The 23255-nt window shown below is 71.3% G+C and carries 19 protein-coding genes and 3 pseudogenes; 17 read left to right on the top strand and 5 right to left on the bottom strand.

Going from position 1 to position 23255, the window contains the following annotated elements; translation table 11 throughout:
• Positions 1-193: 193 nt before the first annotated feature.
• Positions 194-328: a hypothetical protein gene (locus ACZ4UV_RS28505; protein ID WP_451019706.1), complete on the top strand. Its 135-nt coding sequence runs from the start codon at positions 194-196 to the stop codon at positions 326-328.
• Positions 329-408: 80 nt separating this feature from the next.
• Here ACZ4UV_RS28505 and ACZ4UV_RS28500 read toward each other — a convergent pair whose 3' ends face one another.
• The 3 genes and pseudogenes from ACZ4UV_RS28500 to ACZ4UV_RS28490 all read right to left on the bottom strand — a co-directional run.
• Positions 409-1020 (bottom strand): sulfocyanin-like copper-binding protein, encoded by a 612-nt coding sequence (locus ACZ4UV_RS28500; RefSeq protein WP_467841650.1) that lies wholly within the window; start codon positions 1018-1020, stop codon positions 409-411.
• Entirely contained in the window at positions 1017-1292 is a 276-nt protein-coding gene (locus tag ACZ4UV_RS28495) for an SHOCT domain-containing protein (RefSeq protein WP_451019708.1), read from the bottom strand. Before ACZ4UV_RS28495 ends, ACZ4UV_RS28500 begins: the two co-directional genes overlap by 4 nt.
• Positions 1293-1581: 289 nt before the next feature.
• Positions 1582-1761 (bottom strand): annotated as a pseudogene (locus ACZ4UV_RS28490) (universal stress protein); the annotation flags it as partial.
• Positions 1762-1875: 114 nt separating this feature from the next.
• Between ACZ4UV_RS28490 and ACZ4UV_RS28485 the strand changes: the two are divergent.
• Positions 1876-4206, top strand: coding sequence for a heavy metal translocating P-type ATPase (locus tag ACZ4UV_RS28485; RefSeq protein ID WP_451019709.1), 2331 nt, complete (start codon positions 1876-1878; stop codon positions 4204-4206).
• A 117-nt stretch (positions 4207-4323) separates the two neighbouring features.
• Here ACZ4UV_RS28485 and ACZ4UV_RS28480 read toward each other — a convergent pair.
• Positions 4324-4986: pseudogene (locus ACZ4UV_RS28480) on the bottom strand (DUF4238 domain-containing protein); the annotation flags it as partial.
• A gap of 103 nt (positions 4987-5089) precedes the next feature.
• Between ACZ4UV_RS28480 and ACZ4UV_RS28475 the strand changes: the two are divergent.
• The 6 genes from ACZ4UV_RS28475 to ACZ4UV_RS28450 all read left to right on the top strand — a co-directional run bounded on the left by ACZ4UV_RS28475 (position 5090) and on the right by ACZ4UV_RS28450 (position 12294).
• The gene (locus ACZ4UV_RS28475) at positions 5090-5533 is read left to right on the top strand and encodes a hypothetical protein (protein ID WP_451019710.1); all 444 of its coding nucleotides are present in this window, start codon (positions 5090-5092) and stop codon (positions 5531-5533) included.
• A 117-nt stretch (positions 5534-5650) separates the two neighbouring features.
• Positions 5651-6790 (top strand): PLP-dependent cysteine synthase family protein, encoded by a 1140-nt coding sequence (locus tag ACZ4UV_RS28470; RefSeq protein WP_451019711.1) that lies wholly within the window; start codon positions 5651-5653, stop codon positions 6788-6790.
• A complete protein-coding gene (locus ACZ4UV_RS28465; protein ID WP_451019712.1) occupies positions 6787-8037 on the top strand; it encodes an MDR family MFS transporter in 1251 nt (416 codons plus the stop codon). Before ACZ4UV_RS28470 ends, ACZ4UV_RS28465 begins: the two co-directional genes overlap by 4 nt.
• Before the next feature lie 325 nt (positions 8038-8362).
• The gene (locus ACZ4UV_RS28460; RefSeq protein WP_467841646.1) at positions 8363-11047 is read left to right on the top strand and encodes an ATP/GTP-binding protein; all 2685 of its coding nucleotides are present in this window, start codon (positions 8363-8365) and stop codon (positions 11045-11047) included.
• Positions 11048-11117: 70 nt separating this feature from the next.
• A complete protein-coding gene (locus tag ACZ4UV_RS28455; protein ID WP_467841644.1) occupies positions 11118-11309 on the top strand; it encodes a hypothetical protein in 192 nt (63 codons plus the stop codon).
• Positions 11310-11340: 31 nt separating this feature from the next.
• Entirely contained in the window at positions 11341-12294 is a 954-nt protein-coding gene (locus tag ACZ4UV_RS28450; RefSeq protein ID WP_467841641.1) for a phosphorothioated DNA-binding restriction endonuclease, read from the top strand.
• Between the two features lie 346 nt (positions 12295-12640).
• Here the strand turns inward: ACZ4UV_RS28450 and ACZ4UV_RS28445 are convergent, their stop codons facing one another.
• Complete coding sequence (locus ACZ4UV_RS28445) at positions 12641-13558, bottom strand: LysR family transcriptional regulator (protein ID WP_467841639.1); 918 nt, start codon at positions 13556-13558, stop codon at positions 12641-12643.
• Between the two features lie 100 nt (positions 13559-13658).
• Here ACZ4UV_RS28445 and ACZ4UV_RS28440 point away from each other — a divergent pair, with 100 nt between their 5' ends.
• From ACZ4UV_RS28440 to ACZ4UV_RS28400, 9 genes and pseudogenes are all read left to right on the top strand, one after another.
• Positions 13659-14681, top strand: coding sequence for an NADP-dependent oxidoreductase (locus ACZ4UV_RS28440; RefSeq protein WP_467841636.1), 1023 nt, complete (start codon positions 13659-13661; stop codon positions 14679-14681).
• A 457-nt stretch (positions 14682-15138) separates the two neighbouring features.
• Positions 15139-15969: a GAF and ANTAR domain-containing protein gene (locus tag ACZ4UV_RS28435; RefSeq protein ID WP_467841633.1), complete on the top strand. Its 831-nt coding sequence runs from the start codon at positions 15139-15141 to the stop codon at positions 15967-15969.
• 154 nt (positions 15970-16123) lie between these two features.
• Positions 16124-16738, top strand: a complete 615-nt coding sequence (locus ACZ4UV_RS28430) for a DUF1326 domain-containing protein (RefSeq protein ID WP_451019717.1) — start codon at positions 16124-16126, stop codon at positions 16736-16738.
• The gene (locus tag ACZ4UV_RS28425; RefSeq protein WP_451019718.1) at positions 16735-17493 is read left to right on the top strand and encodes a DUF2182 domain-containing protein; all 759 of its coding nucleotides are present in this window, start codon (positions 16735-16737) and stop codon (positions 17491-17493) included. The genes ACZ4UV_RS28430 and ACZ4UV_RS28425 overlap by 4 nt, the downstream gene beginning before the upstream one ends.
• A gap of 16 nt (positions 17494-17509) precedes the next feature.
• A pseudogene (locus ACZ4UV_RS28420) lies at positions 17510-17650 on the top strand (beta-1,3-glucanase family protein); the annotation flags it as partial.
• A 172-nt stretch (positions 17651-17822) separates the two neighbouring features.
• The gene (locus tag ACZ4UV_RS28415; protein ID WP_451019719.1) at positions 17823-18482 is read left to right on the top strand and encodes a zinc ribbon domain-containing protein; all 660 of its coding nucleotides are present in this window, start codon (positions 17823-17825) and stop codon (positions 18480-18482) included.
• 885 nt (positions 18483-19367) lie between these two features.
• A complete protein-coding gene (locus ACZ4UV_RS28410) occupies positions 19368-20558 on the top strand; it encodes a permease (RefSeq protein WP_467841628.1) in 1191 nt (396 codons plus the stop codon).
• 34 nt (positions 20559-20592) lie between these two features.
• Positions 20593-21426, top strand: coding sequence for a class I SAM-dependent methyltransferase (locus ACZ4UV_RS28405; protein ID WP_451019720.1), 834 nt, complete (start codon positions 20593-20595; stop codon positions 21424-21426).
• A gap of 226 nt (positions 21427-21652) precedes the next feature.
• Complete coding sequence (locus ACZ4UV_RS28400) at positions 21653-23251, top strand: adenosine deaminase family protein (protein ID WP_451019721.1); 1599 nt, start codon at positions 21653-21655, stop codon at positions 23249-23251.
• Positions 23252-23255: the final 4 nt, after the last annotated feature.

The raw sequence follows: 23255 nt of genomic DNA, 5'->3' as shown, positions 1-23255 counted from the left end.
AGTTTGGCGCGTCCACTGACGATCTCCGGTTCGAGCGACGAGCCCGGCGCCGAGCAGGACGCCGATGAGCGCAAGGGCGCTGCTGGGCAATGCTGAGATCACTTGGGCGACGCTCCGATCCACGCCCCTACCGGACCACGTGCGTTCCATGCCGACTCACGAGATCACTTTGTGCCTACGATTGGCGGGTACCGTGGCCGCCTTCATCGAGGCCTACCCCGCCACCCGCTACCTGGTCCGCTACTTCGAGAACCGGACCCTCATCCCCGTCGTCGTCTACCGCAACCTGGCCGGGCCGGGCAGCCTGGCCTTCTTCACCAGCGGCTGACCGGACACTTGCGCGCAGGCCGGAGCGTCACCCGGGAACGCTCCCGGACCCCCGGCTCTGGCAGCCGCCGATTCCCTCACTCACCGAGTGACGTCCAGCTCCGTGTACATCCCGGCCGCGTAGTGGCCCCGGACATTGCACAGCAACTCATAGCGGCCCGGCCGCAGCGTCACCGTGGTCCAGGCTGCCGCGCCGGGGGCGATGCCGTCTCCGGCACCGCTGCCGCACGTGCGCGACGCCTCGCCGAGGCTGCCTGTCTCCGATACCCGGCCGTCGGAGCCGATGGCACGTTCTCCTGCGGCCCGGCCGGTCGGCAGCGGCAACACGACCACCTCGTGCGTGAGGGTTCCCGCATTGACCACCCGCACGGTCACTGTGCCCTCCGGGATCGCCACGGGGTGGGCCGTCAGGCGCATCATGCCCATGCCGTGCCAACCAGGACGGCTGTTGTTCGGGGCGGGCCCGTTCGGACCCCCCATCATGCGCCCCATGTCCCACACGGTCACGTCGACGGCACTACCTTTCGCGGCCGGTGCGCTGCATCGGGCGCTCTGCGCCCGCCAGGAGGCCGGTCCCGTCCTGTGGAAGGAGCCGGACGTGGCCATCAGACCGGTCGTGGCGACACCCAGCACCAAGGCCGCGGCGGCAATGGCGATCACCGACCACACTCCTCGGCGGCGGCGCGCGTTCATCGGTGCTCCCGAAGCAGCGCATGCCGACGTTTGTACTCGTCCTCGTCGATCTCCCCGCGCGCGAACCGCTCGGCGAGCAGGTTCTCGGCCCGTCGGTCCTGCCACCCGCCGTCACCGGACGGTGGAGGAGAGCCCAGTTGCTGCTGCCGCGCACCGGTGAGGTAGCGCACAAGTGCGACGAACCCGACGATCAGGACGGCCCAGAAAAGCACCATGAACACCGCCATGACGATCCAGCCGCTCCAGCCCCATCCGTCGCCGTACCACATCATGCCGATCACTTCCCTCGGCTGATTGCTCCAGTGCCACCAGGATGGATCAGTGAGACCTCAGTCGATCTGGGCCACAGTTCCCAGAAGTAGGGCCGGAGGACCCAACGCCCCACCCGCCTCCGCCGTCCATGGCTGTGCGGAAGACCTTCGCAGAGCACGACGTTCCGCCCAGGCCGTTCACCACCCTGGATTTGACCGTCGCCTTCACCCACTCCGCAACCACCGTCGCCGACGGCCGACTCTCATGACCGGCACGACCGCCGCATACGCGAGGAACGCGTGGCGGTGCTCACTCCTTGCCGCGGACCACCGCCACGGAGCACTGCGCGTGATGCAGCAGGGCCTGGCTGACCGAGCCGAGCAGCAGGCCGGTGAAGCCACTGCGGCCACGGGCACCGGCCACGACCAGCTGCGCGTCATGACTCGCCTCGATCAGAGCCGGGCGGATCCGGGAACGCACCAGGCACCGTCCGCATGGCCCTGAATCAGGGCCGGACGACCCCTGCCGTGGACACCCAGCGGCGCATTGTGATGGAGAGGAACCGGTTTCAGGATCGCCGCGCCGGACGGACCGAGGTACGCCATGACCCACCGCACGTTCACAGCGCAGCTGCGCCGCTTGACCTCGGCAATCGGGTCGCCACGGCTCGAACCCGTCCTCCTGGCCGTCACCGCGGCGGCGCTGACAGCCGGCGGCATCGCCTGGCTCACGGGAGCAGGCGACCTCGCCGACCTCTTCTGGGGGCTGGGCACCCTCTCCGCCGTCGTCCCCGCCGTGGCATGGGTGCTCGTCGCCCTGCGGCACGGGCACGCGGGCGTGGACCTCATCGCCGTGCTCGCGCTCGGCGGCACCCTGGCCGTCCACGAATACCTCGCCGGTGCACTGATCGCGCTGATGCTGGCCACCGGCCGCACCCTGGAAGCCGCCGCCCAGCGGCGCGCCTCCCACGACCTGCGGGCCCTGCTGGAGCACGCACCGCGCTCCGCGCGCCGCCGCACCGACGCCGGTGTGGCCTCGGTGCCGCTGGCCGAGGTCGCCGTCGGTGACCTGCTCATCGTCGGCCCCGGCGAGGTCGTTCCCGTCGACGGCCGGCTGGAGAGCGACGCCGCCGTCCTCGACGAGTCGGTTCTCACCGGTGAGGCCCTCCAGGTCGAGCGGGCCCGCGACGAGACGGTGCGCAGCGGCGTCGTCAACGCCGGTGGCGCTTTCGAACTGCGCGCCACGGCCACCGAGCAGGACAGCACCTATGCCGGGATCGTACGACTGGCCCGGCAGGCGGGCGCCGAGTCCGCGCCCGTCGTACGGCTGGCCGACCGGTACGCGGCCTGGTTCCTGCCGCTGTCCCTGGCGGTGGCGGGCCTGGCCTGGCTGATCAGCGGCTCCGCGGTACGGGCTGTCGCCGTTCTAGTGGTCGCCACCCCCTGCCCTTTGCTGCTGGCCGCCCCGGTCGCGATCGTTTCGGGCCTCTCGCGCGCCTCCCGTCTCGGCGTCGTCATCCGGGACGGCGGCGCACTGGAGAACCTCGGCCGAGCCCGCACCCTCCTGCTGGACAAGACCGGCACCCTCACCCGCGGCCGCCCCCGCGTCCTCGACGTGATCGCCGCGCCCGACGTCAAAGCCGCAGAAGTGCTGCGCCTCGCTGCCTCCCTCGACCAGTACTCGCCGCACGTCCTCGCCCATGCCATCGTCGACACAGCCCGCGAACGCGGACTGGCGCTCTCGGTCCCGACGGACGTCACCGAGGAACCCGGCCGGGGCGCCACCGGAAGCGTGGAGGGGCACCAGGTCTCCGTAGGCCGTATGGGCGCGGCGACCGCCCGGCCGGGCTGGGCGAATGCGGTCGACAACCGCGCGCTCCTCGACGGTGCGGCTGTCGCCTGGCTCACCGTCGACGGACAGCCGGCCGGCGCAGTCCTGCTGCGCGACCCTCTCCGCCACGACGCGCCCCGCACCCTGCGCCACCTGCGAGCGGCGGGCATCGAACGGCTGCTGATGCTCACCGGCGACCGCGCCGCACCCGCCCATGAGGTCGCCGCCGTCCTCGGCCTGGACGACGTGCGCGCCGAACTCGGCCCGGCCGACAAGGTCGCCGCCGTACGCGCCGAACGCGAACGTGCGGTCACCGTCATGGTCGGCGACGGCGTCAACGACGCCCCCGCCCTCGCCGCCGCCGACATAGGCGTCGCCATGGGCGCACGCGGGTCCACCGCCTCCTCCGAAGCGGCCGACATCGTCCTGACCACCGACCGCGTCGACCGCCTCGCCGACGCCGTCACCATCGCCCAACGGGCCCGCCACATCGCCGTACAGAGCGCCCTCGGCGGCATGCTGATGTCCCTGGCCGCCATGGCCGCAGCCGCGGCCGGACTCCTTCCGCCCGCCGCCGGCGCCCTGCTCCAAGAGGGCATCGACGCCGCTGTCATCCTCAACGCCCTGCGCGCACTGCGCGTCGGCCGAGCCGCGCACCCGGCCCTCACCCCCGCTGCCGAAGCCCTCATCCACCGCTTCGCCGCCGAACACGACGACCTCCAGGACGTCCTGGAATCGGTGCGCGACGCAGCCGACCGCCTGTCCGACAGCTCCGGCCCAACGGCCCTGGCCGCGGTGGAGGAGACCCACCGTCTGCTCACCGAACGGCTGCTGCCGCACGAGTACGCGGAGGAGCACGAGCTCTACCCCGCCCTCGCCCCCACCCTCGGCGGCCCCGAGGCCACCGCCACCATGAGCCGCGCCCACACCGAGATCGAACGCCTCTCCCGCCGCATCGCCACCCACCTGCAACTGGCCCACGCGGACGGGGGCCTCTCCGCCGAGCAACTCGACGACCTCCGCTCCTGCCTCTACGGCCTCAACACCGTCCTGCGCCTGCACTTCACCCAGGAGGAGGAGAACTACTTCTCCCTCGCCCCGTGAACGACCGCGAAAGGCGGGTGGGGAGGCCGAGCAGCGCTGTCCCCCGCAGGGACATGAAGGCCCAGCCGCCATTCCCAGGGGGTTGTCATCGGCGTGGTGGAACCACTCCGTGCGCGCATTCCACGCGAGGCGGTGGTTTCGGCTCCCTGGCCGCCTTTGTGCTCGGCGGAAGTACGAAGCCGGTCCGGGCGACGCCATGATGATGGCGGCCCGTCGGCCGATCGGCACGAGGATCGCGCCTGCGTTGCCGATGCCGACGCCGCGCCGGCTCGGCGCCCCCGGGGCGGATATCAGGGTCACCGGGTGATCCGGGATCGGGAGCGTACACGCGGGGAATCGGCGCAGGCCCCATGACCGCCCCATGAACACCTCGTAGGCCGTCTTCATGGACCGGGCCATCGACACCAGGTGGTCGTCGACCGACATCTCGGCGTAGTAGCCGTCGAAGTCCGTCATCTCCTCGCAGACCAGATGCGTCCGGCAGCTGTCCAGGTCGATTGCGGGCAGGTGCGACGAGCCAGGGCTGAACGACGCGTGCAGGAGAGCCAGAAGGGCCAGAAGCGCAACGGCACCCAGGTTGCGGGCTGCGGGCTGCCGCGGGGCTGGCCGTGCGAGGGGTGCGCCGCATCGGGACCTCCTGGTGTCCTCCCGGCGGGGAACCCCTGGACGCCGGCCGGCGGGTCCGGCTGCGGCCGATTGGAGTCCGGCTTCATCCGATGCAGTGATCGACGGCAACGGGATTTGCCCGCACGGGTGTCTGCCAGAGGCGCGTACGGACACCGGCCGCGGCGGGATATCGGCCTCTGTGCGCTGCTGGACGCCGGGTGGCGACCCCGAGGTTTGACAAGAACCTTATGCACCCAATTGATTACTCTTTGTGTTCATGAGGGCTGGCTCGGTCTTTGGCGGCAGCCGCTCCGTGGCACGGACCGGAGCGGTGCTCCTGCTGTTGCTGGCCGCGCTCCTGCACGTCCTGGACTGCGCGCACGGACCGAACGGCGACCCGTCGGGGCGAGCCGACACCCTGCTGCTGACCTCGTCGGCGAGCTGCACACCGGCGCCCGGGCAGGCGCATCGGACGACCGCTCGGCAGACAGCTCCCGGGCAGGAGGGGACGGCGCACTGCTGCGGCTCGGACGAGCCGACGCTTCAGCCGCCGCGCGACGTGGCCCTGGCCCTCCCTGACACGGTCCACGGCGACCCGCCCGCCCAGCATCACGGCGCGCCGCTGCCGCTCGCACGCCCGGCCCCTCGGCATGCGCGCCCTGCCCCCGACGCGGCCTCCCCGGGAGAGACGCGGGCCCGTCTCGGCGTGTGGCGGACCTGACCGGCCCCGCCGCCGCGCTCCGACTCACGACCGCGGCGTGCAGCCGAGCACCTCCGCCTCTTCCCCCGACACACGGCCGGCCCGCATTCTCTGCGCCGGCCGCAGGAGAAGCACGCCATGAACCACACCACCCGCATCACCGTGCCCACGTCCCCAGCCCAGCTACTGGCCCACGCCAAACGCCCGATGCACACCCCCGCCGGCCTGGTCGGCGACACCCCCGTCCTGTGGATCGGCGCCCCCTTCACCGCTGCGGGCCGCGGCTTCTGGGCCAAGCTCGAAGGCCACAACCCCGGTGGCATCAAGGACCGCACCGCCCTGCACATGGTCCGCGCCGCCCGCGAACGCGGACAGCTCACCCCGGGCGCCCGCATCGTCGAGTCCACCTCCGGCACCCTCGGCCTCGGACTGGCCCTCGCCGCCGCCATCCACGGACACCCCGTCACCGTGGTCACCGACCCCGGCATGGAACCCCTGATGACCGGGCTGCTCACCGCGTACGGCGCCGAGGTCGACCTCGTCGGCACCCCGCACCCCACCGGGGGCTGGCAGGAAGCACGCCGCAGGCGCGTCGCGGAACTCCTCGCCGCACAACCGGACGCCTGGTGCCCCGACCAGTACAACAACCCCGACAACATCGCCGCCTACGCCCCGCTCGCCCACGAACTCGTCGCCCAGCTCGGCCGCATCGACACCCTCGTCGTCTCCGTCGGCACCGGCGGCCACTCCGCCGGCACCGCCTCCGTGCTGCGCGGCTACTTCCCCCGCCTGCGCGTCGTCGGCGTGGACACCACCGGTTCGACCATCTTCGGCCAGCCCGCCGCACCCCGCCTGATGCGCGGCCTGGGCAGCAGCATCTACCCCGGCAACGTCGCCTACGACCTCTTCGACGAGGTCCACTGGATCGCCGCGCCGGAGGCGGTGTGGGCCGCCCGCCGCCTGGCCCGCGACCACTACGCCACCGGCGGCTGGAGCGTCGGCGCGGTCGCGGTCGTCGCCCGCTGGCTGGCCCGCACACTGCCCGCCGAAGACCGGATCGTCGCCGTCTTCCCCGACGGCCCCCAGCGCTACGTCGGCACCGTCTTCGACGACGCCTACTGCCGAGAGCACCAGTTGCTCGGCCATCCGCCCACCGACGACCCCGACGAGATCGCCCACCCCGACGACCGGGTCGTCACCCGCTGGACCCGCTGCACCCAGATCACCAGCCCGCTCTCCACCGCCGGGCGGCGCGCCCTCGCCGGAGCCGCCCGATGAAGACCCTCTGGCACCAGACGCACTCCTTCCCACCCGCCGCACGCCTGCTGATGGCCAACCAGTTCGCCATCAACCTCGGTTTCTACATGCTCATGCCCTACCTGGCCGCCCACCTGTCCGGCGGCCTCGGCCTGGCCGCCTGGGCGGTCGGCCTCGTCCTGGGCGTACGCAACTTCTCCCAGCAGGGCATGTTCCTCATCGGCGGAACCATCGCCGACCGCTTCGGCTACAAGACACCGATCATGATCGGCTGCCTGCTGCGCACCGTCGGCTTCGGCCTCCTCGGCTGGGTCGACAACCTCCCCGCCCTCATCGCCGCGTCCGCCGCCACCGGCTTCGCCGGCGCCCTCTTCAACCCGGCCGTGCGCGCCTACCTCGCCGCGGAGGCGGGCGAGCGGCGCGTGGACGCCTTCGCCACCTTCAACGTCTACTACCAGGCCGGCATGCTCCTCGGCCCCCTGGTCGGACTCGCCCTCCTGGCCGCCGACTTCCGCCTCGTCTGCACGGTCGCCGCGGCCATCTTCGCCGCACTCACGCTCCTGCAACGGCGCGCGCTTCCCGGCCATCAGAGCCGCACGACCACCACCAACCGGGAAAACGTCCTCACCCAGTGGCGAACGGTCACCGCCAACCGTCCCTTCCTCCTTTTCTCCGCCGCGATGATCGGCTCGTACGTCCTGACCTTCCAGGTCTACCTCGCCCTGCCGCTCGCGGCGACGGACGCCCTCGGGGCGAACGGCACGACGGTCACCAGCGGCCTGTTCGTCGTCTCCGCTGCCATCGCCGTCGCCGGCCAACTACGGCTCACCGGCTGGGCCAGGCAACGCTGGCAGCCGAGCGAGGCTCTGGTACGCGGGTTGGCGGCGATGGGGCTCGCGTTCGTCCCACTCGCCCTCAGCCCGCGCGGCTCCGCCACAGCCGTACTCACCTCGCTGATCGTGGCCGTGGTCCTGCTGGCGGCCGGATCCGCGGTGGTCTACCCCTTCGAAATGGACACGGTCGTCGCCCTGTCCGGTGACCGCCTCGTCGCCACCCACTACGGCCTCTACCACACCGTCTCGGGCCTCGGCATCACCCTGGGCAACCTCGCCACCGGCGCCCTCTGGGACTTCGCCCGACAGCACGACGCGCTCTGGCTGCCCTGGACGGCCCTCACCGCGACCGGGCTGGGGTGCGCGGCCGCGGTCGCCGCTCTGGCCCGCACCGGATGCCTGACCGCACAAACGCCGAAACTCGTGACGGCGTAGCGGGGGCCGTCGGCTGCACCGACTCCTTCGAGGAGCGGTGGCGAACGGAGCCGCCGTTGTCCACCGCTTCCGAAGGAGTGAGCGTGGCAGCAACACATGGGGAGGCGAGCCGCCCAAGCTCGCCGTCGACGGCGTTTTCAGCCGGTGTCCGTTCGTCTGTCCGGACCTCATCCCGATGCCGGAACAAAACCCCCGGATCAGGTCGAACCAGTACGCCACTTCCCTGGACGCAACCGAAAACCGGTGTCCGCCTGCCCGGATGCGGACTTGCCAGACCGTCTTCAAGGCAGCATAGATTGAGTCCAGTTGACCGTCAGGGGGAACGGTGGCAGGGCAGGACCTTCGGACTCTGTTCAGCTCGAACGACCGCAGCATCGCCGCCAGCGAGGCGTTCACGAACCGGCAGGGTCAGTGGCAAGCGGTGACGGCCGGCCTCGCCGAGCATGTACGGCACGTGAGCCGCGCGGACTTCGACGTGGAGGATCTGGAGGCTCCCCGCCGCAACATCCTCGTGTTCCACGGCGTGGGCGGGATCGGCAAGTCGACGCTCTCCCGCAAGATCGAGGCATCGCTCTCCAGCAGCGAGCACCGTCCCACGCAGTGGGAATCGCCGTCCCACCCCGAGGAGCGGACGCTGCCGGTCCGCATCGACCTGGCGCGCGCCGCGGGCATGGACTTCGAACGCGTCATCCTGACCATCCGCCTTGCCATCGCCTCACTCGGCCGGCCGATGCCCGCCTTCGACCTCGCTCTTCGCCGTTACTGGGAGCACAGCCACCCGGGCGAACCGATCGAGGACTACCTGCGCCGGGGCGGGCTGCTGAGCCGCTTCAGCGCCGCTGCCGCTCTACCGGAGCAGATGCAGTCGGCCCTGGGCGACGTCGCCCAGGCCCTGCTCCTGCCCGGCACCGTCGGGAGCGTGCTCGGGCACGGGGCCGGAGCGCTCATCAAGGCACTCCGAGAGCGGCGCCAGGCGGTCCGCGCTCTCGCAGGCTGCTCTCGCCTGGCCGATCTCCTGGAGGCCGAGCCCGACCTGGAAGCCCTGAGCTTCTACCCGCACCTCCTCGCCTGGGACCTGGCCCAACTCCCGGCCGACAAGCGCGCACTACCTGTGATCCTGCTGGACACCTTCGAGGACACCGGCGACCGCACCCACCGTGACGTCGAGCGCCTGCTCCAGCGCCTCGTGTGGCTGATGCCCAACGCGTTCTTCGTCGTCACCGGACGCAACCGCCTTCAGTGGGCGAAGACGAGCCTCGAAGGGCAACTCGACTGGTCCGGGCCGGATGCCTGGCCCGGCCTCGACTCCGAGACGTCACCTGCCGGTGCAGGTGCATCCGGCCACCAGATCCTGATCGGCGACTTCTCCCCCGATGACTGCGAGGACTACCTGGCCCGCAGGCTGAGCCGCGACGGACAGCCACTCATCGACGAACCGGTCCGCCGGATCATCACCGAACGCTCCCACGGGCTACCTCTGCACCTGGACCTCTCGGTCATGCGCTTCCTGGAACTCCGGCGCGGCGGCAGGCGCCCGCAGGTCACCGACTTCGACCACGATTTCCCGGCCCTGATCGCCCGTACCCTCCGCGACCTGACCGTAGAGGAACGCCACGTACTGCGCTCGGTCAGCCTGCTCAGCGCATTCTCCGTGCCCCTGGCCACCCAGGTCGCCGGCATGGACCACGACGCCCCCGCCCTACGGCTGATCGAACGCCCCTTCATCCGGGAGTCCCCCTCCCGCCTGTGGCCCTTCCACGTCCACGACCTGATCCGCGCCGCCATTCGCAACGCGGACGACGGCAGTGACGACCGCTGGTCGGACCAGGACTGGCAACGCGCGGCCCAGCGTGCCTTCGACGCCCTGGAGTCACAGTGGCGCCAGGACCCTCGTCGCGACCGCGATGTACTGGTCCGTTGCCTTCAGCAAGGTCTCCTCCTTGCCCGGGACTTTCGTCTCGGTCTCGGCTGGCTCTCCGATGCCGCGTTCCAGTACGTGGGAGATTCCGTCTGGGAACCGCTCGCGCTCCCCGTTGCGGGTGGCCCCTCATCGGGCGGCGGCCTGCAGACCGCCGCCGATGCCCTGGTGGAAACGCTCAGCGCCATCGCTCGGCGCCAGCACGAGCACCGCGAGCGTACGGTCAGTCGGCTCTCGGCCGTCCTGGCGTCGGGGCTGCTCCCCGATGACCTCGTCGAACTGGCCACGTACTACCTGGCGAAGGCCCAGCGGGACCTCGGCCTGACCGACGATTCACGCCGGGGCATGCAGCGTGTCGCGTCCGCCGACGGGCGGCTCGCTTCCGCCGCTCGACGGGGCCTGGCCCACCTGAGCCGACTGTCCGGAGACTTCCCTGCGGCAGTGGAGGCCGCCGGGAGGCTGGGCTGGGAAGGGCGGCACCACCGGGTCCTGGGAGACGTGTGGTGGGTGCAGGCGGACATGGAGCGGGCGAACGCCGCCTACCTGGCAGCCAGGACCGAAGCCGAAGAACACGGTGCGGTCGGCGAGACCGCCATGGCGCAGGCGCATCTCGTCTTCGCCCTCTCCATCGCCGACCCACTCCGCGCCGACGACGAACTCGACCTGGCGAACCGGCTGCTGTCCCAGCTCAGCCTGCGCTCCAGCGAGATGACCGTTCGCATCGCCGCGCTCGTCCGCGACGCCGGGTTCACCGCAGACGTGCCCGACCGAGCAGCCGTACTGCGCGCCGAGATCGACGTTTCCGGCATTTCCTATGCCGCAGCCAAACTGCAGTTGGTCCTGTGCTTCCATCACGCCGTCCTCGACGCGCAGGACGACCTCGCCACCGCGATCACCCACCTGCGCGAACTCACGTTGGGCGGCGACTACGCCTACTACGTCGAGATCGCGCACTTCATGGGCGGACTTCCGCTTCCCGAACAGGCCGCGCGAGCACGGTGGATCGACGGAGAGCGACAGACTCGCGAACGATGGCGCCACTTGGTCGAGACACGCCGCAATCACTTCAGTACGGCTCACAGGCCGGCCTGAACATCTCCTCCTCGCGCCCTGTCTGGAGACGAAACCCCACCGGCAGTTCGCTTCACGGAGAGTGAACCAGGTGAACAGCCTGAAGGAGTTCTTCCATGCCACCGCTACGGAGGTACAGGACGCACTGCAGTGTTTCGCCGGCTGGCATCTGATCGAATTCGTCGAGGAACCGCTGGCGTTGGAGTGGCGGTCCTGCCGACGCAGGGGAGATGCCGGTGCGCTCGCGGCGAGCACAGGAGGCGCTCCGCCCCAGACACCCTGATGGACGGCGAGGCGTCACTACGATCAGCGGCATGGACTGGCTGGAGCGCGCCGCAAGGCTGAGGCAGTGGAGTCGGGACGGCGTGCGAGCGCCGCACAAACCGTTGCTGCTGCTGTATGCCCTGGGCCGCTTTCAGGCAGACGCCGAAGACCAGTTGCTGTACAGCGCGGTGGAAGCGGATCTGAAGCAGCTGCTGGCCGAGTACGGCCCGGCACGTGAGACGACACCCGCGTACCCCTTTCACCATCTGGTCAGCGACGGAGTATGGGAGGTACGGACCGACCGAGGTGAAGGCAGTCCCGGCCCCGGCGTGCGGAACCTGCGCACCAGCCGGGCCACCGGGCAGCTGGCCCCGGACCTGCGGTGGGCCCTCCGGCGGGAGCCGTCGCTGCTGGGCCGCATGGCGAGGGTCCTGCTGGATCTGCACTTTCCACCGTCGCTGCACCAGGACCTGTGCGACGCCGTGGGCCTGGAACTGGAGCTGGCGGAGACCGACGCTCTGGCGGTGCCCGAGAGGCGGCAGCGGGACCGGCGGATGCGGGACATGGTGCTGACCGCCTACGAATACCGGTGCGCCTTCTGCGGATACGACGGCATGATCGGCGCGGTACCCGTCGGGCTGGAGGCCGCGCATGTCCGTTGGTGGGCGTTGGACGGCCCGGACGACATCGACAACGGGCTGTGCCTGTGCTCGCTGCACCACAAGCTCTTCGACAAGGGCGTCCTCGGCATAGGCGACGGCCACCGCATCCTGGTCTCGCAGCGCTTCGTCGGCCGCAGCCCCGCCGCCCGCGACCACGTCATCGCCCTAGCCGGCCGCCCGCTCATCGGCCCGCAACCCGGGATCCGGCCCGTCGCGGAGAGCTACCGTTCCTGGCACACCAGCCAGGTCTTCCGAGGTTCCCCTCGCCCCGCCGAGCCCGGGCTCGAAAGCGGGGTCGACGGTCAGGGCGGGCCGCCGCCGGCGAGGAGTTCGTCACTGTAGAGCGGGCGCGGGTGCCGTCGGCGATCCGAACCGCTGGTCGACCCAGTGGACAGCACTCGTTGGTCGAAAGGCGCTACCCGTGCGGACTCCCCTGAGGGGGATATTTGAATCTCCCCACACCTTGCTCGGGGTGGTCTCGGAGTTGCTCGGCTTGATTCCCCACGTGGACCCACGCTGACCTGCGATCGGGCGCCACGGGGGGAGGGGCGCCCAATAGCCCGACAGCACCAGGGCCGTGGCCGCATTCCGCGATCTCGCGATCGCCCGGGGCACTTTGGCCGGCTGGCCAACCTGGCCGACATCGTCGACCGCCGACGGTCACACAAGGGTCACGCGCTCGACCTGATCAAGCCTCGGCGCCGAGCAGGCTCACCCCCTGGGGGACTGTGGCCCGCAGTTCCCTCACCAAGGCGCGCACGACGGTGGATCTGGCCAGTTCGGAGGTGGTGACATAGCCGACCTGGCGTGTCGGGCGGTTGGGACCGAGATCAGTGACACGGACCGAAGCCGGTGCTCCGGCCAGGGAGAGCGCGGGCATGATCGCCATTCCGTGGCCTGCGCTCACCAAGGAGAGCACCGCTCCGTCGTCCTCGGCCTCGACAGTGGCCTTCGGGATCCAGTCCTGGGCGGCCCACCAGTCGCGGGTGTACGAGCCACAGTTTTCGGCCCAGTCGACCAGCGGCAGCGAGCGCGGTACGGCGTGACCGGGCGCGTGCACCAGGGCATACGGCTCCTCGAAGAGTCCGCTCGCGACCAGTCCCGGTGGAAGCGGCGCGGAGCCGCCCAGCGTGGCGATGGCTAGGTCGGCTTTCCCGTCGGCCACTTCGCCGGCGGTGCCACGCCCGACCTCGCGTACGATCCGCACCCGCGGCTCGATCGTGGGATGCCGGGCGCGCAGCCGCTGTAGCACGGGCGGCAGCAGGTGCAGAGCCGCGCTGCGGAAGGCCGAGATCCGTAGCGGCCCCTGCGCCGCGTCGGACCGGGCCGCACCGCGCGCCTCAGCGGTCAGGACGTCCAGCAGGCGCAGGATGCGGCGGGCGTGCGCGGCGGCCTTCTTTCCCGCGGGGGTGGGGCGGGCGCCGGTGCGGCCGCGTTCGAAGAGGACGACACCGATCTTGCGCTCGCTGCCGCGCACTGAGTGAGAGACCGCGGACTGCGTCAGACCGAGTTTCTCGGCCGCGGCCGAGAAGCCGCCGGTGTCCGCGACCGCCACCAGCACGCGCAGCTCGTGCGGGGCGAGATCGGAGTCGGTCGTGCGGGCCACGGGGCGCTCACCTCAGCATATGAGAACTGCTCATGGAACGGGGTGTCGCATGAGCCCAACCGGCTGCCTACCAGACGCATTCCCGCCCTACGGTCCGGTCATGAACGAGACCGCGATCACCGTGCACCAGACCTCTCGCCCCCACCGTTTCCCCACCGCCGAGCACTTCGCCTTCGTCGAGTCCGCGCTTCCCGAACCCGCAGCCGGCAGCGCGCTCGTGGAAAACCTCTACTGGTCCGTCGACCCCTACCACCGCGAAATGATGGACGACGTACCCGGCGGCTTCGCGCTCGGCGCACCGCTGGAGGGCCGCGCCATCGGGCGGGTCATCGCCTCACGCGCACCTGGGTTGTCCGAGGGCGAGATCGTGCTCCACCGGCAGGGCTGGCGCACGCACGCAGTGGTCACGCCCGAGGAGATCCGGCAGCTGCCCCGCTTCGACAGGGTGCCCCTGACCGCATACCTGAGCATCCTGGGTGGCACCGGTCTGACCGCCTATGTGGGCCTGACCCGGATCGCCCGGCTCCAGGAGGGCGAGGACCTGTTCGTGTCGGCCGCCGCGGGCGGGGTCGGCACCGCGACCGGGCGGTTCGCCCGGCTGCTCGGTGCCGGACGGCTCGTGGGCAGTGCGGGTTCGGCGGCGAAGGCCGGTCGTCTCACGCGGGAGCTCGGCTATGACGCTGTCTTCGACTACCACGAGGGGCTCGCCGCCGATCTGCTCGGCAAGGCCGCACCGGACGGCATCGACGTGTTCGTCGACAACGTCGGCGGCCAGCAACTGGCTGCGGCGGTAGGAGCGTTGCGCGAGTTCGGACGCATCGTCCGCATCGGCACGATCAGCCAGTACAACACCCCCGACGCGCCGCCGCCACGATTCAACTACGCGGACCTCGTGGAAAAGAGCATCCGCATGGAAGGCTTCTTGGTCAGCAACTACCGCGATATGCAGGAGGAATTGTACGAGTTTGCGGTACCGCATCTGCAGAGCGGCCGGCTCGCTCTGGACGAGACGGTTGTTGACGGGTTCGAGCACATCGTGGACGCGTTCCTGGGGATGTTGCACGGCCAGAACACCGGAAAGATCATCGTGCGAGACCACACGCAAAACTCGTCCGTAAACTGACACTAAAATCGGTATTGCGGAGCAGCGCCCTCACGCGCTCTTCCCGCCCCGCAGGCAGACACCTTGATCATCAAGGGGTCGTGTCATGCAGCCTCGGGATCCGCCCAGGTCGCCAAACCAGGATGATCACAACTCGTCGTCCATCGCACCTCGCGAGAATACTTCCGGCGTGGGTGCTCACCGCACTTTCCCACTCGCTTGAGGACATGACCGAGTGACGCGAGAAGCAGCCCTGGCCGTTTCAAAGAATTCCCATCACCCCTTCGCCGGTCGCGTCTCTGCCCAGGCGTCGAGCGGGAGGCGCACCGGTCGGCACCGTGCCGTGGGGGCACCGGCTCCAGGTGGCGCATGCCACAGGCGGACATGCCCGTGGGAGAAGCGGGAAGACGTGGTGGGGCACAACCGCGGCAGAGCGGCATGTGGGTGGTGGGGGCAGATCAAGAGGTGAGTTGCTCATATGACTGAGAATTCCGGTACGCCTGCGCTCCGTCCGGGAGAGCGTGGGTCCCAGGACGCCGAGCAGCAGGCGATCGACGCGCGGAACAGGAAACTGGCGCGTGCGGGTGTCGCCCGGGCCGAACGGCTCCTCGTCTCCTCGTACCGGCTCTCCTCGGAGCAGGAGGCGTTCGACTTGCTGCGCCGTGCCTCCCAGCGGTTCAACGTCAAACTGCACACCCTCGCCGAGACCGCCGTCCACCTGCCCGCCCCGCTACCGGGCGCCTCCAGCTGGGTGCCGAGCCGACCGCTCCCGGCCGCTCCGCCGCTGCCCGCCCTGCGCAGCGACGAGCGCCGGCTGGCCGACGACAGTGCCGTCCTCAAGACCGCCCTGGACCGTACCCTGCGCATCACCGGTGCCGAGATGGGCAACGTGCAACTGGTGCAGAACGGCATGCTGCGCATGGAACACCACACCGGGCTGAACGGGCGCTTCACCGACTACTTCACCTTCGTCGACACCTCCACCACCTCCTGCGCGCAGGCCGCGGAGGAGAACCGGCAGGTCACCGTCGAGGACGTCGCCGCCTCCGACGCCTTCGACGAAGCCTCCCGGCGCGCGATCCTGCAGACGGGCAGCCGTGCCTGCCACAGCGCACCTCTGCTCAGCCCCAGGGGCACCGTCATCGGCATGGTCTCCTCCCACCACGACCAGCCCCTGCACCACCTCACCCCCGCCCAGTCGGCGGCACTCGACCAGCTCGGCAGGCAGGTCGGCCGCTGGCTGGTCTGGCACCGCAGCACCACCGTGATCTCCGCCCTCAACCACCTCCACACCACGGCGACCCGCTGACCCTCCTCACTGACAGCCAGGCCGCTGGACAGGACGCCCGGCCGGCTGCGGATCTGCGCGACGGGGGGCCTCGGGAATAGCCTGAAGAGGAGAGCGGTACCGGATGGAACGGGCCCTCCAGCGGCATTCCCTTCGCCGAAGGGGAGGTAGAGACATGCCCTGGAATCTGAACGGCACGTATCTGGAGAGTTGCAACTGCGACGTGGTCTGTCCCTGCACCACCTCGGGCCTGACCGCGCCGGCCGACCACGAGCGCTGCCGGGTGACCTTCGCGTTCCACGTGGACAGCGGGAGCGTGGACGGCGTGGACGTCTCCGACCGCAGCGTCGCCGTCTTCATCGACGCCCCCCGGGTGATGGCCGACGGCGGCTGGCAGGTGGCGCTGTACCTCGACGCCTCGGCCGACGACGGCCAGGCGGAGGCCCTGGGCAGGGTCTTCTCCGGTGAGGCCGGCGGGCCGATGGCGGCTCTCGCGCCGCTCATCGGCAAGGTGCTCGGCGTGGAGCGCGTTCCCATCGAGTACCTCGACGACGGGCGCCGCCACACCGCTCGGGTGGGCGAGGTCATCGACATCGAGATCGAGGACCAGGTCGCCCCGCAGTTCGGCGAGGACGGTCCGGTGATGCACCTGACCGGCATGTTCCACCCGGCGAACAGCACGCTGTCCGTCGCCCGGTCCATCCGGGCGAGGGGCGGTGGCGTGTACGGCCGGTCCTGGGACTTCTCCGGTGGCAACGGCCACTCGGCGCCCTTCGCGTGGTCCGCGTGACCGGTCGGCCGGTCACCGTCCGTGGTGGGACGGCCCCCGCAGGACTGCTCCTGGTCGTGGCGGCCGCCGCCTGGGTCTGGGTGGTGACGCGCTGGGGCGGCACCCGGGCGATGCCGGGCACGATGGGCCTGGGCCTGCCCGCCTTCCTCGCGGTGTGGACCCTGATGATGGCCGCGATGATGCTGCCCGGCACGGCGCCCGTCGCCGCGCTGTACGCACGCACCATCACGGTGCACCGGACACCGCGCATGATCGTCTTCACGGTCGCCTACCTGCTCGTCTGGGCCGCGGCCGGGCTGCCGGCGTACGCGCTGGCCACCGGCCTGGGCCGGGTGGGGGGCCTCCCCGTCGCCACGGGGACCGCGGTGGCCGCGGCCGTTTTCGTCGTCGGCGGCGTCTACCAGCTCACGCCCCTCAAGGACCGCTGCCTGGCGAAGTGCCGCTCGCCGGTGGGGCAGATGCTGCGCTATGCCGCGTACCCGGGGCGCTCCCGCGATCTGCGTGCCGGGACCCACCACGGGGCCTTCTGCCTGGGCTGCTGCTGGTCGCTGATGGTGCTGCTGACCGCGTTCGGCGTGATGAACCTGTGGGCCATGGTGGTCCTGACCGCCGTGATCACCGCCGAGAAGCTGGCTCCGGCCGGCCACCTGGTGGCCCGTGCCGTGGGGATCACCTCGATCGCCCTGGCCGTCGCCGTGTTCTGGTTCCCGGGGCTGGCTCCGGGGCTCACCGGCGGCGGTACGGCGACGATGTGAGGGCCGGGGAGCGCCCGACCTGGAGTTCACGGTCGGCGCCAACGTCTTCGACGGCAACACCACCCGCGTCGACGCCTTCGGCCTGAAGTCGGCCGTGCGGCTGCACACCAGGGACGGTTACGACACCGAGGTCGGCGAGAACCGGCAGACCTTCGCCGGCCTTCATCTCGCACGCCGACCCGCAGTGGCTCCTGGTGGCCGTCGGCTGGTAGGCCCGAGGCAGCCGTCTCGGGCCATGGCCTGAACTCGGCCGCCTTGGCCAGAACCAGTACCGTTTCCGCTGCGTCGTACGGCATGTGTGCCGATGGCCGGACCTGTGGGGGGACCACATGAGCGCCGAGATCTACTTCAGCAACAACTACCGGGACCTGTGCGAGCGGAACGGGACGGGTGCCGGGTTCCAGTTCGAGTTCTCCTGCTCGCGCTGCTACGACACCTGGCGCTCACCGTTCGAGCCGTACACCGGGGAACGGGCCGCCACCTGGCTCCGCAAGGGCGTCGACGTGGCATGGGGACTGCTCGGCCGGACCGGCACCGGGCTGACGTCGGCGGCCGACGGGCTGGCGGGGGCCGGCTACGGGCGCTCCCGCGACGAGGCGTTCCAGCGGGCGATCAACAACGCGCAGGGGCACTTCAACCGCTGCGCGCGCTGCACCGACTACGTGTGCGGCCGCTGCTGGAACGCGGCTCAGGGCCTGTGCCTGCGCTGCGCTCCGGACACGGCAGCCGAGGCGATGGCGGCCCAGCAGCGCGGCCTCAACGACATGGCCTCGCAGCGGGCGTACGCGGCCGGGCAGCAGGCCGGGCAGGGCTACGACCCCAGCACGCCCCGCCAGTTGGTCTGCCCGCAGTGCCGCACCGAGACGCACGGTGCCGCGTTCTGCCCGGGGTGCGGGCATCAACTGGCCCAATCCGAGCGGTGTTCATCCTGTTCCACGGTGCTGCCCCCCGGGGCAGCCTTCTGCCCGGGGTGCGGCTCGCGCAGTTGACGCCCTCTCCTGCCCGAGGGCAGAAGATTCCGGTCCGTACCGCCACGCGGTACCCCCGTGGGTTCCTGTTTCACAGGCCACCGCCGACTGGTGAGAGTCGGTCTTACACGGCCTCCGCAGGCCTGACTTTCCGCCCGTCCGGCGGTAGGTCCCACAACTTCCTTGTCGGACACGGCGGTCCTACCCATACCGCTGCGCCCCTCCGGGGCACTACGGGCACGATGCCCATACCTCCGCCCTGAAGGGTTGAGCACTGGGCACGTGTCCGACGGCAGGGCGGCGCCCTGACAGCGAGTGGGCGGGGCCGGCGTCGTGTACTGCAGCCGCCCGGCGCCGAGTTCGCGGTGTTCGCCGGTGCACGGTCCCGCCCGCAGCGTCTCCGGCCCCAGGTGGGCATGGCCAGCAGGCGCCCGGCCGTCCTGGACCCTCGTAGCGCGCGGGTGTCACCGGGGCGCAGCCGGAGCAGGTCCTTGCGGTGGCGCGGGCCGACGATGTCGCGCACGCCCCAGCCGAGCCATCGCTGCGCCTGCGGGTCCGAGGCGGCGGCCGCCGCGGCGAGGAGGTCCAGCATCGTCTCCGGGGAGTAGAGCAGGAGGCGCTCCGTCCGCAGGGTGTGCCGCCGGTGCCCGCACGGGCCGGGCAGCGGGAGCGGCGGCGCCGCCCGCCCACGACGCGACCACGGCCAGACCATGTGGGCTCCCCCCGAAGACCGCCGAAGACTCCCGAAGCCCCACTCAGCCGAGGCAGCCGGAACGGCAGCCGGAGTCTACTGCCGCCGGCACGGACGGGAGCCATGCGTACCACCCGGATTCCGTGACCCCCTTGGCCTCATACCCTGGGGGGGTATATACAGATGGTCTCGGTCATCTGCGAAGGGCGGACACCATGCATGCGGTCGGGCACGCGCTCTCCATCGCCGGGTCGATGACCTGGGAGATCACCTGGGCGCTGATCCTCGGCTTCACACTCTCCGCGGTCGTGCAGGCGGTGGTGCGCCGCGAGACGGTCGTACGGCTGCTCGGAGACGACCGGCCCCGTACGCTCGCGATCTCCGCGGGATTCGGCGCCGCTTCCTCGTCCTGTTCCTACGCCGCCGTCGCGCTCGCCCGCTCCCTGTTCCGCAAGGGCGCCGACTTCACCGCGGCCATGGCCTTCGAGATCGCCTCCACCAACCTCGTGATCGAACTGGGCGTGATCCTGGCCCTGCTGATGGGGTGGCAGTTCACCGCCGCGGAGTTCGTCGGCGGCCCGGTCATGATCGTCGTCCTCGCCGTGCTCTTCCGCGTGCTGCTGCGCGAACGGCTGCTGCGACAGGCGCGGGAGCAGGCCGAGCGAGGGCTGGCGGGCTCGATGGAGGGGCACGCGGCGATGGACATGTCCGTGGGCGGCGAGGGCGGTTTCGTCCGCCGGCTGTTCTCCCGGGACGGGTTCACGTCCGTCTCGCACATCTTCGTGATGGAGTGGGCGGCGATCCTGCGCGACCTGGTGGCGGGGCTGCTGATCGCCGGGGCGATCGCCGCCTGGGTGCCGGACGACTTCTGGCAGAGCTTCTTCCTGGCCGGCCATCCGCTCGCGGCCAAGGTGACGGGACCGCTGATCGGTCCCGTGGTGGCCATCGTGTCGTTCGTCTGCTCCATCGGCAACGTGCCGCTGGCCGTGGTGCTCTGGAAAGGGGGCATCAGCTTCGGCGGTGTCATCGCCTTCATCTACGCCGACCTGCTGATCCTGCCGATCCTCAACATCTACCGGAAGTACTACGGCGCCCGGACCGCCGCGTTCCTGCTGGGCACCTTCTACGCCTCGATCGTGGTGGCCGGCTATGTGGTGGAACTCGTCTTCGGGAGCCTCGGGCTGATCCCCGACCAGGCCGACGCGAAGATCCCCGACGAGGGAATCAGCTGGAACTACACCACGTACCTCAACATCGTCTTCCTGCTGCTGGCCGCCGCGCTGGTCGTACGGTTCCTGCGCACCGGCGGCCGGGCGATGCTGCGGATGATGGGGGGTTCGCCGGACGGACACCGCGGGGAGCATCAGGAGGGGCACGAGCATCCGCACAGCGAACACCATCCGTGACCGTGGAGAACGCGATCGTGCAGAAGGAGATCACGTGGACCGCAGCCGCGACCTCGCCGTCGCGCCCGCCGTGCGTGCCGTCTACGGGCCGCAGGACCTCAGCTCCGCACCGGCGTTCGCGGGCGGGTTCATCAACTTCGGGCACTGGGCCGGGATCCCGCTCGACCGTCCGCTGACCGCCGAGGACCGGGTACGCAGCCAGCGCGACCTCTACCGTCTCGTGTTCGGGGCCCTCGACGGGGCGGACGCCCGTGCCGTCGAGGTCGGCTGCGGGCTGGGGGTCGGCGCCGCGCTCGCGCTGGAGGAGTTCGGCTTCGCCGCCGTGACCGGTCTGGACATCCACCCCGAGCAACTGGAACGGGCCCGCCGGACCAACGCCGGGCTGCTCGCCCGGGCGCCGGAACGCCTCGGTTTCGCGCACGGGGCGGCGGAGCGGATGCCGTTCGAGGACGGCGGCTTCGACCGGCTGTACTCGGTGGAGGCCGCCCAGCACTTCCGCGACCTGACCGCGTTCGCCCGCGAGGCCGCCCGCGTGCTGCGGCCCGGCGGCCGGCTGGCCGTCACCAGCTTCTTCCTGCCGGCCGGCGCCGAGGACGCGGGCGGGGAACTGGCCGCGCGGCTGGAGAGCTTCGCGTCCGGCCTGGACGTGGCCCACCCGCTGGGGTCCCTGCTCGACGCCCTCGGCAGCGCCGGCCTGACCGGCGTACGGGCCCAGTCGATCGGCGACCACGTCTGGCCGGGCCTGGACCGCTTCCTCGCCGGCATCGACCTGCCCGTGCAGTGGCCGCGCAACTTCCTGCCGGCCTACCGCGACGGCCTGCTGGACTACTACGTCGTCACGGCGGACCGCCCGCTCGCCGGCCGCTGACCCGCACCGCGGCCACCGGACGGTGCTACGCCCGCCCGGGTGGCTCTGCGGTGTGCGCCGCGTGGCTGTCCGGCCGTGACCGGGCCGACTTGATGATCATCGGTCCGTGACGACCTACGACGGCGCTCGCCCCGCCGGCCACCCACGCCGCACGGCGCCCGCCGTCGCAGCCGCCGCCCCGCACCCGGGCCCCGCCCGCACCCCCGCCCGCGCCCTCGCCGCGGCCCTGACCCTGCTCTGCTGCTGCCTCCTGGCCTGCCTGTCGGCCGCACCACCCGCAGCCGCGCTCCCCCGGCCGCCCCGAGAACCCCACGCCGGCCCACGCTCCCTGACGGATGCCGAGGCCCGCACGGACGCGTACCTGGCATCGCTGCGGGCGCAGGCCCGGGACCCCCGGGCCCTGCGCAGGTTCTTCCTGAAGCTGCCCAAGGGCGGCGACCTGCACAACCACCTCTTCGGCGCGGTCAGGACGGAGTACCTGATCGCGCTCGCCGCCGGGGACGGGCTGTGCATCGACACGGCGACGCTGACCGCCGTCGTACCGCCCTGCGGCCCCGGCACCCGGCCGGCCGCCGACGCCCGCGGCGACCGTGACTTCCGCGAGGCGATCCTGCGGGCCTGGTCCATGTACGGCTTCCCGCCGGACCGAAGCGGCCACGACCACTTCTTCGCCACGTTCGACACGTTCGGGCTGGTGCCCGCGCGCCACCCGGGCAAGGTGCTCGCCGAGGTCGCCGACTCGGTGGCGGCGCAGCACCAGTTCTACCTGGAGACCATGGTCAACCCGGCCTCCGACCGCGCCGAGCAGCTGGCCGACGAGGTCGGCTGGGACCCCGACCTCCCCGAGACGTACGCGAGGCTCGTGGCGGACGGCCGCCTCGACGAGGTGGTCGCCGAGGCGCGCCGGGCGACGGACGAGGCCGAAGCCGGGTTCCGGGCCGCCGCCCGCTGCGGCACCGACCGGCCCCGCCCCGGCTGCCGGCTCACCGTGCGCTACGTCTACCAGGCCTTCCGCGGCGAGTCCCGCGAACGTGTCTTCACCGAGCTGGCCCTCGGCATGCGGCTCGCCGAGACCGACCCCCGCTTCCTCGCCGTCAACCTCGTCCAGCCCGAGGACGGGCCCGTCGCGCTGGCCGACTACACCGTGCAGATGCGCATGGTGAGGTTCCTGCACACGGTCTACCCGAGCGCCCATGTCACCCTGCACGCGGGCGAGTTGCGGCCCGGCCTGGTCGACCCCGAGGACCTCCGGTTCCACGTCCGGGAGGCCGTGGACATCGCCGGCGCCGAGCGCGTCGGGCACGGCGTCGACCTCCGCCACGAGGACGACTGGCAGCGGACGGCCCGCACGATGGCCGCCCGGCGGATCGCCGTCGAGGTGCCCTTCACCAGCAACGCCCAGATCCTCGGCGTGCGGGGGGCCGCACACCCCTTCGACACCTACCGGTCCTACGGGGTGCCGGTCGTCCTGGCCACCGACGACCCCGGTGTCTCCCGCACCGACATCAGCCACGAGTACCAGTACGCCGCGGAGACCTACGGCCTGACGTACCCGGAGCTCAAGGACCTGGCCCGGGCCTCGCTGGAGTACGCCTTCCTCCCGGGCGACAGCCTGTGGCGGGGCAACCCCACCCGCGACGGCTACCGGCCGGCCGCCGCCTGCGCCGGGCAGCTTCCCGGCAGCGGGCGGGCGCCGGGCGCGGAGTGCCGGGCCCTGCTCGACGCGAGCGCGAAGGCTGCGCTGCAGTGGCGCGAGGAGGCCGCGTCGGCGTCCTTCGAGCGGACCTTCGGGCGGGCCTCGACCGCGAAAGCAGGGGCGCGATAGGCCG

The sequence above is a fragment of the Streptomyces sp. NPDC028289 genome (assembly GCF_055565975.1).
The sequence above is the reverse complement of the archived record's forward strand: the minus strand, read 5'-3'. Positions and strand labels throughout refer to the sequence as shown.